Source organism: Methylobacterium sp. 4-46 (assembly GCF_000019365.1).
GTDB lineage: Bacteria > Pseudomonadota > Alphaproteobacteria > Rhizobiales > Beijerinckiaceae > Methylobacterium.
Genome location: NC_010511.1, coordinates 3,662,795 through 3,675,279, shown reverse-complemented (window position 1 = coordinate 3,675,279; position 12,485 = coordinate 3,662,795). Strand labels below are relative to the sequence as shown.

At 66.0% G+C, this 12,485-nt stretch carries 8 protein-coding genes; 5 read left to right on the top strand and 3 right to left on the bottom strand.

Annotated elements, in window-relative coordinates:
• Positions 1 to 16 precede the first annotated feature (16 nt).
• The gene (locus tag M446_RS15870; protein ID WP_012333117.1) at positions 17 to 1,102 is read right to left on the bottom strand and encodes a methyl-accepting chemotaxis protein; all 1,086 of its coding nucleotides are present in this window, start codon (positions 1,100 to 1,102) and stop codon (positions 17 to 19) included.
• A gap of 875 nt (positions 1,103 to 1,977) precedes the next feature.
• Between M446_RS15870 and M446_RS15865 the strand changes: the two genes are divergently transcribed.
• Genes M446_RS15865 through M446_RS15855 form a run of 3 tightly spaced genes read left to right on the top strand, consistent with a single transcriptional unit; the run spans position 1,978 to position 5,557 of the window.
• Complete coding sequence (locus M446_RS15865) at positions 1,978 to 3,306, top strand: glycosyl transferase family protein (RefSeq protein WP_012333116.1); 1,329 nt, start codon at positions 1,978 to 1,980, stop codon at positions 3,304 to 3,306.
• 22 nt (positions 3,307 to 3,328) lie between these two features.
• Positions 3,329 to 4,453: a non-hydrolyzing UDP-N-acetylglucosamine 2-epimerase gene (gene wecB, locus M446_RS15860; protein WP_012333115.1), complete on the top strand. Its 1,125-nt coding sequence runs from the start codon at positions 3,329 to 3,331 to the stop codon at positions 4,451 to 4,453.
• Positions 4,454 to 4,468: 15 nt separating this feature from the next.
• Complete coding sequence (locus tag M446_RS15855; RefSeq protein ID WP_012333114.1) at positions 4,469 to 5,557, top strand: HlyD family secretion protein; 1,089 nt, start codon at positions 4,469 to 4,471, stop codon at positions 5,555 to 5,557.
• A gap of 489 nt (positions 5,558 to 6,046) precedes the next feature.
• On the opposite strand, the gene M446_RS37255 is transcribed toward M446_RS15855, so the two are convergent.
• The gene (locus tag M446_RS37255) at positions 6,047 to 6,427 is read right to left on the bottom strand and encodes a hypothetical protein (protein ID WP_150108671.1); all 381 of its coding nucleotides are present in this window, start codon (positions 6,425 to 6,427) and stop codon (positions 6,047 to 6,049) included.
• A gap of 1,157 nt (positions 6,428 to 7,584) precedes the next feature.
• Entirely contained in the window at positions 7,585 to 9,186 is a 1,602-nt protein-coding gene (locus tag M446_RS15850) for an ABC transporter ATP-binding protein (RefSeq protein WP_341850693.1), read from the bottom strand.
• 484 nt (positions 9,187 to 9,670) lie between these two features.
• Between M446_RS15850 and M446_RS15845 the strand changes: the two genes are divergently transcribed.
• Together M446_RS15845 and M446_RS15840 are read left to right on the top strand one after the other, a co-directional pair.
• Positions 9,671 to 11,305, top strand: a complete 1,635-nt coding sequence (locus tag M446_RS15845; RefSeq protein ID WP_012333112.1) for a glycosyltransferase — start codon at positions 9,671 to 9,673, stop codon at positions 11,303 to 11,305.
• 1 nt (position 11,306) lies between these two features.
• Positions 11,307 to 12,317 carry a polysaccharide deacetylase family protein gene (locus tag M446_RS15840; protein WP_265576627.1) on the top strand — a complete coding sequence of 337 codons (1,011 nt, stop codon included), beginning with the start codon at positions 11,307 to 11,309 and terminating at the stop codon, positions 12,315 to 12,317.
• The last annotated feature ends 168 nt before the right edge of the window (positions 12,318 to 12,485 follow it).

Here is a 12,485-nt window from a genome sequence, read left to right as displayed (position 1 = left end):
CGGGTCCGGGCCCGGCTCAGCGGGCCGCCCGCCGGGCCGGATGCTGCGTGATCACGCCGTACCAGCCGAGCCCCGCATAGGTCTCGTAGCCCGGCGTGCGGTGGAAGGCGGTCACCGCGCCCCCGGCATCCTGGTCGAAACCGCCCGTGCGCTCGCGGGCGTCGAGGCGGAGCGTCTCCGTCAGCAGGCCGCGCCCGTCCGAGGCGGCCAGAACCCGCCCGCCGGCATCGACCAGCAGGACGCGCGTCCGCTCCCGGTCCTCGGGCGCGACGCGCACGCCCGCGACGATCGCCCGGGCCTGCGGCTCCCAGTCGAAGTGGATCGCCAGCACGCCGCGCGGCCGCCCGTCGGAGCGCCCGTCCGTCCGGATGCTGGCGCAGTAGGTCGCGGCCTGCGCGCCCTGGAGGAGCGGGCGCGTCGCCACCTCGGCCGCCACGTAGGTGTCGCCGTTCGGCAGGGCCGCCGCGCGCCGGAACCACTCCTCGTGGGCGACGCTCGCGCCGCGAATCGCGGGAAAGCGGTCGGGCCGGCCATTCGCCACGACCCGACCGGCCGCGTCGCAGACCCAGAGGTCGAGATAGACCGTGTAGGCCGAGAGGATCACGCCCAGCCGCTCCGTCGCGTAGGCGACCCGCTCCGGCGTCGGCTCCTCCGCGCAGGCCACGATCGCCGGATCGGTCGCCCACCAGCGCACGTCGCAGGTGCGCTCGTAGAGGTTGCGGTCGATCAGCTCGATGGCGTTCAGCGCCAGATCGACCAGGCGCTCGCCCTGGGCCGCGTCGGCGAGGTCCTTCATCATGCCCTGCAGGCCGGTGATGCGTCCGGCGAGCTCCGCGTCGAGCGCTCCGGCGATCGCCTCGATCTGCGCGCCGATCGCCCGCACCTCCTGCGCGACGACCGAGAAGCCCCGCCCCTGCTCGCCGGCCCGGGCCGCCTCGATCAGCGCGTTGAGGGCGAGGATCTTGACCTGCGCGGTGACCGCCTGGATGGCGCGCGTCTTGTCGGTCACGATCTGGCGGACGGACTCCGTCTCGCCCGCGACCTGCGTCAGGCTAACCCGGGCGGACTCGCCGGGTCGGATTTCCGTCGTCCTGGCCTTCATCGCGCCGCGCGCCCCTTGCTCGCATGTCGGGCAATATGATTGGGGCGGATTGCGAAAGCATTAAATCCTACAAAGATGCCGTAAGGACAGATGCTGCCTAAATATTGTGCTGAGACAGTTGGGGCGAGGCTCTTGGCTCTCGCCGGTACGACGGAAACCTTGCTGGATTTTGCGCGTCGAAGTTGAGTGCGCCAGATCGAGTTTCGTGCCGCGGGGCGGATGGTCGCTGGGCCGCGCGGATCGGATCGCACCGCGCGGCGTCGGGAGCGACTGCGCATGCAGCAGGACGGCGTGCGAGGAGCGACCGTCTCCCCCGGCGGCGTTGTCGGGGGCCGTCGGGCCCGTGAACAAGGGCCGTCGCGCGCCGCTCTCGGGCCCTCGGGCCCGACTGAGACCCGCAGGCCGTCAACAGGTTCGAGAGCCGGTCCTCGGGGCGGACCGCGCGCAACGCAGGCTGACCCCGATCAAGTGAACCCAAGCCGAGCCGGCAACCATCCGGCCGGCCGGTCCGTATGCGCTCGAGGGCGTCACCAGGGATTTAAGTCGTGACCGACGAACCGGCTGGCACGAGGTTCCAAGCGTCGCAAGGCATGCACGAAATGAACTAGAACTTAACCATAAAACCGGCTCAAGGTCGGATATGAAATCGCTTGTCAGGAGCGAAGACAGAAACTTTTTCTCATTATCAATTCGAATATAGATGGTTAACGGGGGCCTTGGATCCGAGTAACTGCTCTTATTCACTATAAATCAGACGACGTACGTACTCATACCGATACCCTTCGAATTTACAAAGCACGCCAGTTAAGACATTTTTCACCGATCAGCGACGCGCGGAGCGCAGCGCTTATCGTGAGCGTATTGAGTGTGGTGCTATGAGTGAAGTCATTCCAATAGCTATGTTTGCCGTTAGTTCATTGATCAATATCTCCTCACTCGACGATGCGTTCATCGATTTGATGGCATTCGGGATTTCGAGAAGGGGTCTCCCGAGCCTGTCCGGGAAGTCCGCTATCCCCCGCATCGCCGTGTTTGTTGCAAACTGGCATGAGGAGGACGTCCTCGGGCGGATGGTCGAAGGCAATCTCGCGCGGATTACCTGCCCCGACGTGAGCTTGTACCTTGGCGTTTACCCGAACGACACGGGTACTTTGCGCGTCGCCAGGGAACTCGAGTGCAAATACCCGAGTCGCGTCACCGTCATCGTCAATACGCTCAGCGGTCCGACCTCGAAGGGCCAGATGCTGAATGAAATGTTCCGACAGGTCTTCGAGCGCGAGGACTGCCCGGACATCGCCGTCCTGCATGACAGCGAGGATGTCATTGATCCGCGCACCTTTTCTATCTATGCCGAATATAGCAAAGATCACGACTTTATTCAGGTCCCCGTGTTCTCGCTCGATCGGGGCGAGGGGCTTCCCGTCGCGTCGACCTACATGGACGAATTCGCTGAAAGGCACACTCGCGAGATGATCGTGAGGAACGCGGTGGGTGCGGCCATCCCGTCGGCCGGGGTGGGCACCGCGATGACCAGGAAGCTGCTGCAGCACTTCCTAGCAACGCGGGGTCAGGTCCTCATGTCCGGGACGGTCACGGAAGACTACATCCTCGGCGTAGAAGCCAAGCGCGCAGGCTTCAGATCGGCTTTCGCGGCGGTTTCTGCCGACGATGAGCGCGGTCTGAACTACGTCGCAACACGGGAGTTTTTCCCAAAAAGCTTGTCGGCAAGTATAAAGCAGAAGACGCGCTGGGTATACGGCATAAACTTCGAAGCCACGCACAAGCTGGGCTGGAAGGGTGATGCTTGGGATAAGTACTTTTTTGTGCGTGACAGGAAGGGCGTTGTCACGAATTTGCTTCCACCTGTCTCGCTGATGATCTTACTCCTGATCGCAGGCGGCATCATCGATCTTTCTGGTGTACCTGAGTCTTTGGAGCCGTTTTTGTCGGCGTCTGTCACCGTGAACCTCGTTGCGCTGTTCACCCGTTATGTGGTCAGGGTCGCAGCTTGCCGCGAAGTTTACGGTACGTATGATCTGCTCGGCATCGCGTATCGTTGGCCGGTTGGACTCTATATCAACGCGGCAGCCGTCTTCCGCGCGTGGAAGACTTACATCGGTGAGTCGGAATTCGCGACCAAGCCGATCGGCTGGTCGAAAACGGCGCACGATCTTCCTGAGGATTTCGGGAAAGCCACTCGGTAAAAAAAATTAAAGGAAGAAGTACATGCGTATTCTGATCGCCTTTGGGACGCGTCCCGAGATCATCAAACTTGGACCGGTGTATCGGGCCCTTGTGGCGCAGCCTGGCATTCAGGTGGACGCATACTGGACCGGCCAGCACATTGAGCTGGCGGCCGGCCTGTTGCAGTTGTTCAACATCACCGTCAGGTACCATGGCGAAGCGGTGATGAGCGAACCCGGCCTGGCCGAGAAGTTCGGCTTGATGACGAACCAGATCGCCGCGGCGCTTCGAGCGACCCATTACGACTGGATCGTGGTCCAGGGTGACACGGCCACTGCTTCCGCCGCCGCGAGCGCTGGGTTCTTGTCCAGGGTACCCGTCGCCCATGTCGAGGCTGGTTTGCGCACCGGTGACCTCTCGTCACCCTGGCCCGAGGAGTACAACCGACGTGTCATCTCGGTGAGTTCCAGCCTGCATTTTTCGCCGACCGCGGAGAGTGCGGCGAATCTGCTCAGGGAAGGCGTTGATCCGAAGTCTGTGATCACGGTCGGGAACACGGTGGTGGACGCGCTTCTCTACGCTCGCGAGAATACCGCCCCGAACTACGCGCCGGTCGATTCGGGCATTGCCGGCATTCCGCTCAACAAGAAGCTGATTCTCGCGACGATGCATCGCCGCGAGAACATCGGTAGCCCGATGCGCGAGGTGCTTCGGGCGCTCCGCTCGCTGGCCGAGGACGGCGACAAGGTCGTCGCGCTGCCGGTTCACCTCAACCCCGAAGTGCGTCGCGAGGTTTTAGCAATTCTCGGTGGAATCGAGAATGTGTGTCTGCTCGCGCCGCTTCAGTATCTCGACTTCGTCCATCTCCTCAGCCGCGCGTGGCTGGTGATCAGCGATTCGGGAGGTGTGCAAGAGGAGGCGCCGACCTTCGGCCTGCCGATCCTCATTACCCGGACGACGACCGAGCGTCCGGAAGTGGTGGCGGCCGGCTTCGGAAGCCTCGTCGGGTCCGACCACGACGTCATCACGGCGATGGCCCGCGAACGCACGCGCGGAAGGACGCCTCACCGGCTGGGCGGGCCGAACCCGTTCGGTGACGGGCATGCATCGGTCCGGATCGCTGACGCGCTGATCGCGCGCACGCTCCGTCGGTCGGCTGCCGCCTGAGCTTGGGAGAGCAAGATGTCTGAACTCAAGGTGAGCCAGATGAGCTGGGGCAAGCTGTTCCGAGTTCTCGTGACCGGTACTGCGGTGATCGGCAGCGGAGCGATAGGCTTCTATTATTACTCAAGTGGCGTTCTGGTTCTGAATGCGGACGGTTTGGTCACGCGCGACCGAGTCTACGTGGCGACGCCCTATGATGCCCGCGTCCGTGAGGTCTTCGTGCGCCCGGGCGACACGGTCGTCGCCGGCCAGAAGATTGCTGTGGTCGACTCTCCCTCGATCTCGAAGACGCTCGCGGAATTCTCCATTGAGCGCGCGAAGATCTCCTCGCGCGTCGCTCAACTCGAGGCCCGCACGACGATCGTGGCCGCGATGGTCCCTGTCGCCCGTGCCGGCGCGAAGCAGGCCAACGAGTTCATGGCCGACTTGAACAAGGCTAAGAGTTCGGGTCTTGCCCTCAACCGCTCGCTGCATGAGGTCACCGCCGCATCATTCACCGCGACCGAGCGCCTGCTCACGATGATCTCCGAGAAGATCTCGCTCGATACGGAACTCGCGTCGAACCGGGCGGCGCTCGCCGAAATCACCAGTGCTTCCGACAACCTGCGCAGGGTCTACGCGGACGGCGTGCTCACCGCGCCGGTCTCCGGCGTCGTCGGAAGCGCGATCGCGAGCCCCGGCGAGGTCCTCACGCCAGGCTCGAATCGGCTGGCCTCGATCTACACCGGCACGAGTTTCGTGCTCGCCTACATGCCTGAAAGCTATCTCTTCGAAGCTGCCGAGGGCCAGTCGGTGCAGGTCTCCGCCCATCGCCAGAGTGTGTCGGGCCAGATCGCCCGCATCCTTCCGGTCACCGACGCGCTGCCCCCCGAGTTTCAGCCCCCGAACAGGGCGCGCGATCGCGGGCAGGTCGTCAAAATCTCATTGAACGATGCTGACCGCTTCGCGGTGGATCAGAAAATTCGCGTCTCAAGTTGCATCGTGACCGGATGTAAAGAGAGCTACGTCGAGCAGGCCAAGGCTCGCGTGATCCTGACATTCGGAAATTTGCTGTCCAGCCCAGCTCACGCTGAGCGGATTAAGCGAGAAGCATCAGTAAAGCCATGAAAGGACAATACATGTTGGGCGAAATATACGATCCTTTGAAAGATATATTTGATGAAAATCGAAGCCCGCGCCTCTATCAGACTGTGAATAGGTTCACGCCGGCGCGTCGGTGGCAGGATCGTGCGGCGCATTCCAGCCGCATCTGTGAGCGGGGCGCGGGATCGGACGCTGCGCCGCGTGCTCCCAAGGTCCGGCAAGGGCAGTGGCCGCAAATCGTTGAATGAGGCTTGCGGCCGAGCCAGCCGCCTCGAGGGCTGGATGGAAAGGTCGACCGCGATCCGTGAGGGCGGTTGAACTCCCGTGTGAGCGCTGTCGCGCCCTCATCACGATCGAGCGCCGGATGCCGACGGCCTTTCGACGCTTGATCCCGGGGTTCGATGGCGCGCTTCACATGGCCGGCGCGCAATCCGAGGCCACCGCACCGCTTCGCAAGGACCTCGTGAACCGCCGCAGGTTTCAGCGCGCAAGAATGTCGATGCGCATTTCTTGTCAGGCCGGCGAAGCGCTTTTCGCGCTCAAGTTGCCATGAATAACCTCAATTATCTTAGTGGCTTGCGCAATTGCCTCCTCCTTCAGTTCGCCAAATGTAATCCCATCCTCGTAAGATATATCAACAAGCATGGTCGTCGCGACTGTTGGGTGACCTTCGTCGTTTTCGACTGTAAATACTACCTCAGCGCGCCGGCGAGGGGCTTCTTTGTTCTGATTTTGAATGTTTGCGATTTGCACTGATGTTAGATAATAGGTCAAATCTCTCCTCCGAAGCTGAGCCTTTATTCTGAACGGATCGCAGGTGGCAACGGTAGAAGATTTATCTTTATGACTCAAGCGCGGCTGGTTGTTTGGATAGGGGAGCGCCTCAACCGGCAAGCGACTTGTGATCCGGCGGCACCGATGCGGCGGAGGGCCGGTCACGCGATGAGGGCGTGCCGGAGGAGGGAGCCCGAAGGCGTCTGCCGCGAACGCGACGGTTCACGCCTCGTCCATCTCCGCCCGCGCAACGACATCATGCAGACGCGCCTCGTGCCGAGTCCGTTGCCGGTCCCTCACCATCGTCTCCCCGCTTCGCCGGCCAGGCGGAATGCGTGATGTCGCAGGAATCCATCGGCAGCGTCCGGCTGAGGCCCTCAAGGAGCCTCAGAGGAAGCTTTGGGCACTTGCTTCGGCCCGACTCCGGCCGCACCGTCGTCGCGCGCGGTGCCGGGAGGCCGGCAGCCGTTATCCTAGAGCATTTTCCGACGAAGTGGATGCCGGTTCGTCGCAGAAAATGCGGCAAGATCAAAGACCTAGAGCAGTACCCGATTGCAACGTGACCGGGTGCTGCTCTAGGAACGGAGGCAGCGCCACTCCGCGTGGAGTACATGAGAACCGTTGCGCTTCTGAGACGTTCAGAACGTGCGTGCTGAATCGACACGGGCGGATCCAGCACGTCTGCGACGGAAGGTCTGACCATGAAAGTCTGCAAGGCTACAGGATCAGCTGCGTTGTTGATCGCGATTGCCATGAGTTCTTCGGCCATGCCGGCCTCGGCTCGAGGTCGAGGAGTTGCCGTCGTCCGCGCCACCTCCATGAGCCCGGTTTACGGTGACGTCATTTCGCCGTTCTGCTTGGGGCGCTGCCTGCGAGGGCTGCCACCCTGCTCCGTCGGAAGCCGCTGGTACGGTCCCTACGGGTATGTTTGCTACAAACCGGAGCCGCCGTTCCGCTGGTAGCAGCCCTGATGCAACGATGTCTTCGGTCTGAGTCGGTCCGGCCGATCGTTGGCGGCTCCCGCTTCGACGCTCGGCTCGCGCCGTGACAAGGATCTCGATCGGGCTGGTCTCAACGAGCAACCGCTGCGCGGGGGCGGGATCGGAAGGGAGCGTGAGCCCCCGAACTGCTGGCCGGCACCGGGCGCGACGCGCCGCCCGCGACGATCGCCCGGGCCTGCGGCTCCCGGTCGAGTGGATCGCCGGCACGCCGCGGAGCTGCCCTTCGGAGCACCCCTCCGCCCGGATGGGCCGGACGCGAGGTGACGCGCCGCCGCGCTACGGGATCGGGATCGCCTCGCGGTCGCGCATGACGTCGGTCATCGGTGACGCCCGGACCACCCGGCCCCCCTCCAGCACGATCGCGCTGTCGCATCGCGAGAGCGTGCTCATGCGGTGGCTCACGACGAGCATCGTGCAGGACCGGCGCGACGACGCGAGGAGATCCATGATCGTCCTCTCCGACAGGCCGTCGACCGCGCTCGTCGCCTCATCCAGGATCAGCAATCTGGGCTTGCGGACGATGGCGCGTGCGAGGCCGATCCTCTGCCGCTGGCCTCCCGACAGGTTGAGTCCCCTGCTGCCGACATTCGTCGCGTAGCCCAGCGGCAGGGACCGGACGAAGGCGTCGGCGTCCGCCACTCGCGCGGCCTCCTCGATCTCGGCCTGGCCGACATGCGGGGCGCCGTAGGCGATGTTCTCGGCGATCGTCCCCTCGATGATCTCGGTGTCCTGTCCGGCGATGCCGATCAGATTCAGCCATTCCGAACGATCGAGCCGGTCCAATGAGGTCCCGTCCACCAGAATCTCACCCGATGTGGGCTCGAGCAGGCCGCACAGGAGATTGATGATCGTTGACTTCCCTGAGCCGGACGGTCCGATCAGCGCCGTCGATGAGCCGGCGCGGATGACGAAAGAGGCACTGTCGATCGTTCGGATCTCGGAGGAACTGTGATACCGGAAGCTCACGTCGGCGAAACGGATATCCCTGTCGAAGCTGGGCTTGACCTGGCCCAGCGATCGCGGCGCAGCCTTGCGCGTCACCGCCAGGAGCCACTCCACCTCCTGCACGGCGCCGGAGGTCTGTGAGATCTTGGCGCGGGCGGCCTCGAACGTGGCGAGGTGCGGCTGCGTGCGTTGGAGCAGGACCAGAAACGTCGCGAGGACCGGCAGGGGAACGTCGGCCGCGACCCGGACGGTGCCGGCCAGCAGGAGGACCAGCACGCAGGTCCGCAGGCTCTCGCTCAGGGGTTGGATCAGCGCCGATTTCCGCTCCATCGCGAAGATGAGCGCCCGAACCTTCTCGGACGCGTCGCGGAAGCGGGCCTCCTCCCGCGCCTCCTGCCCGAAGATGCGGATCGGGCGCATGGCCAGGACGCTGATCATCATCGCGCTCGCCAGCGACTCGTTCTCCGCCGACATCTGGCTGCTGAGGTCGTTCACCCGACGGGTGATCCGGGCGATCGCGTGCCGGATGGCCAGGACGCCCAGTCCGACCGCCAATCCCAGCCGCCACTCGCTCCAGAGCAGGAAGATCCCGAACAGGATGAGGGACGCGGCGCTGGACAGGGCCTGGAAGAAGGCCCGTATGGCCTCCGACGCCCGCCACGATTCATTGGCCAGGATGTTGATGATCCGGCCCGGCGGCTCGACCAGGAAGAAGCCGTACTCCACCGTGAGAAGCTGGTGCGCGAGAGCGACGCGCACGTCGTGGCTGGCCCGACCATCCACGAACGAGATCAGGAGCGTGTTGAGGAACGCGACCGCGTTCTTCAGGATGACGAGACCCGCGATCCCTGCGCAGATGTAAACGAGGCGTGTATTCGCCGGCAAATCCGCCCCGAACTGCATCAGCACGCGGAACGGGCCGGACGAGGCCACCGACTCGCTCGACGTCAAGCTCACGACCAGGGGCGCGATCAGGCCGACCCCGATGCCCTCGAGTCCCGTGGAGATGAGGCCGAGAACCGTGACGGCTGGAACCGACCACAGATAGCGGCGCGCGATGTTGACGAGCGGGCGATGCTTATCGAATAAAAACATGCAAATCTTCGATCGGTCGCGACGAATGGATCTTGAACGGAGGCATGGGCGGATCCGACGCCGCGGCTCGGGTCGTTCCCCTCATCATGCCGGTACCCGATCACGCGGGCTTCCGAAGTGACGCTCCAAGACGCCTCGCGCGGCGGGCGCGGCGCGGGGCGTCGCGAACGCGCGGACCGGCGGCGCAACAGCGATGAGGGCGGGCCGCCGTTCCACGATCAGCCGCGGGGTGCCCGGGCCGGCGACGACCGGCGCCGTCCGCGCGTCGCGACGCGCGCCGATGCAGAGCGGGCCTCTCAGGATGAAGGGAAGCAAGGATCTCATGGAGGCGCCGATTACCACCCCGTCGAATGAGAAGTCGATCCAGCTCATCGCCGGGAGCGACGTCACGGTCGTCATCACCACCTACAACCACGCCCACTTCTTGGGCGAGGCACTGGCGAGCGTCGCCGCGCAGACCAGGGTGCCGGAGGAGGTGATCGTCGTCGACGACGGGTCGAGCGACGATCCGGCCGCGATCGTGGCCCGGTGGCCGGGGGTGCGGCTCATCCGTCAGCCCAATCAGGGCCTCTCCTCCGCCCGCAACACCGGGCTCGCGCAGGCCCGCACGACCTACATCCTGTTCCTGGACGCCGACGACATGCTGCGCCCCGCCGCGATCGCGCAGGGCCTCGCCGCGTTCGCCCGCTCGCCGGGCGTCGCCTTCGTGTACGGTGCCCACGAGAGGGTGGACCGCGATGGGAATCCCCTCGGAGGAGCCGTCTACCACGCGATGGCCGGTGATCCCGTCGCCGCGCTGCTGCACCACAACATCGTCGGCATGCACGCGACGGTCCTGTACCGCCGCGACATCCTCTCGGCCGCGGGCGGTTTCGACACCCGGCTGAGGCGATGCGAGGATTACGACGTCTACCTGCGCCTCGCGCAGGCCCACGCGATCGCGTCGCACCCGACGGTCGTCGCCCGCTATCGGTGGCACGACAGCAACATGTCCTACGACTTCCGCGCGATGCGGGACGCGGCCCTCGCCGTCCACGCGCGGTACCGGCCCGCGGCGGAGGCCGACTCGCTGCGCAGGGAGACCTGGTCCGAGGGGCGCCGCTTCTGGCGCCGGTACTACGCGGGCGAGGCGCTGCGGGCCGGCGGACGCATCTCGCCGCGCGGCGTGGCGGCCGCCGCGCGTCTCGACCCGCTGTGGACCGCGGGCGAGCTGGCGCGCCGGGCGGCGATCCGGCTCGGCGGTGCCGTCTCCCGCCGCGCGGGCTATCGGCTGCGCCGCCGCCTCGTCGGTCGCGCCTCGCCCCCGGTCGGCCGGGTTGATTGGGGTGATTTCGGAACGCCCTGGCCGGTGAGCGAGGATTTCGGCTGGGATCGCGGGCTCCCGGTGGACAGGTTCTACATCGAGCGATTTCTGGAGGGGGCGGCCGCCGACATCCGCGGCCGCGTGCTCGAGATCGGCGACGACGCCTACTCACGGCGCTTCGGCGGCGCGCGGGTCGAGCGGCAGGACATCCTCCACGTCGAGGCCGGCAATCCCAGGGCGACGCTCATCGGCGACATCAGCCGGGCGGGCACGCTGCCGCAGGCCGCCTTCGATTGCATCGTCCTCACCCAGACGCTGCACCTCATCTTCGACATGGCGAGCGCCCTGCGCCAGCTGCACGGCGCCCTCAGGCCCGGCGGCGTGCTCCTGCTGACCGTGCCCGGCATCAGCCCGATCGACCGCGGCGAGTGGTCCGGGACCTGGTTCTGGTCCCTGACCCCCGCCGCGCTGACGCGCCTCCTCGACGAGGTGTTCGGCGCCGGCGCGGCGACGGTCCGGAGCCACGGCAACGTCTACGCCGCGACGGCCTTCCTCCAGGGGCTCGCCCTCTCGGAGGTGGATCCGACGAAGCTCGACGTCGCGGACGCATCCTACCCGGTGATCGTGGCCGCCCGGGCGGCGCGGAGGCCGTGAGGTGAGGGGCGTGGGCTTCCTCAAGCGCCAGCTGCGCAGGGCCTGGCCGTTCGGCTCGGGACCGCGTCCGGTGATCCTCATGTATCACCGGGTCGCCGAGCTCGACTCCGATCCCTGGCAACTCGCGGTCTCCCCGCGCCATTTCGAGGCGCATCTGGAGCATCTCCGGCGCTCCCGGACCCCCATGGACCTCGCCGCCTTCGTCGCCGCGCTCACCGCCGGCACCCTCCCGCGCGACGCGGTGGCGCTCACCTTCGACGACGGCTACGTCGACAACCTGCGCCAGGCCGAGCCCAGGCTCGCGGCGGCCGGGATCCCGGCGACCCTCTTCCTGACGACCGCCGCGATCGGGCGTCCCGAGCCGTTCTGGTGGGACGAGCTCGCCCACCTGATCCTCGACCGCTCCGCCCCGGCCGACCTCTCGGTCGGGATCGCGGACGGGCGATACCGCCTGCAATTCGGCGAACCCGACCGGCTCGACCGCGACCGGCGGAGGTGGCGCGCGTGGGAGAGTCCCCGGACGGCGCGGGAGGCGGCCTACCAGGCCCTCTGGCGCGTGATCCGCGACGCCTCGCGTCCCGAGCGCGAGGGCGCGATGGCGACGCTGCGACGGGCTCTGGGGGGAGCGGGGGCGGCCTGCGAGGAGGAGAGGGCGATGACGCCGGACGAGGTCCGCGGGATGGCGCGGCGCGGCGTCCTCACCATCGGAGGCCACACGCTCAGTCACCCGGCGCTGCCGACGCTCACGCCCGCCGAGCAGCGATGGGAAATCGCGGAGGGCAAGCGCGCCGCGGAGGAGATGAGCGGGCAGCGCGTCGACGGCTTCGCCTACCCGTACGGCGCGATGGACGCCTCCGCTCAGGCCGCCGTGGCCGCGTGCGGCTTCGCGTGGGCATGCTCGACCGTCGCGACGGCGGTGGAGCCCGCAGACTTTCAGCGCTACGCCCTGCCCAGGATCGCCGCACCGAATGCCGGCAAGGCAGTGCTCGCGCGGGCGCTCGGAGATGGATGACAGGCCTCGCCCAGTCCAGGCCGACACATGGTCAGCTCTCGGCGCCGCCGACACCGAGCGCGGCCCGTTCGGGCGAGGCTTCAACCTCGGAATTGCCGGCCGATTTGCTTCATCCGACCACGCAATGTATACGAGACGTGAATGTATCGTCTCGGGGGCGAGTGCGCC

What these genes read in the sequence shown, in the direction of transcription:
- M446_RS15870 (WP_012333117.1), bottom strand. Translation starts at nt 1,102, where the DNA reads ATGAAGGCCAGGACGACGGAAATCCGACCCGGCGAGTCCGCCCGGGTT.
- M446_RS15865 (WP_012333116.1), top strand. Translation starts at nt 1,978, where the DNA reads ATGAGTGAAGTCATTCCAATAGCTATGTTTGCCGTTAGTTCATTGATC.
- wecB (WP_012333115.1), top strand. Translation starts at nt 3,329, where the DNA reads ATGCGTATTCTGATCGCCTTTGGGACGCGTCCCGAGATCATCAAACTT.
- M446_RS15855 (WP_012333114.1), top strand. Translation starts at nt 4,469, where the DNA reads ATGTCTGAACTCAAGGTGAGCCAGATGAGCTGGGGCAAGCTGTTCCGA.
- M446_RS15845 (WP_012333112.1), top strand. Translation starts at nt 9,671, where the DNA reads ATGGAGGCGCCGATTACCACCCCGTCGAATGAGAAGTCGATCCAGCTC.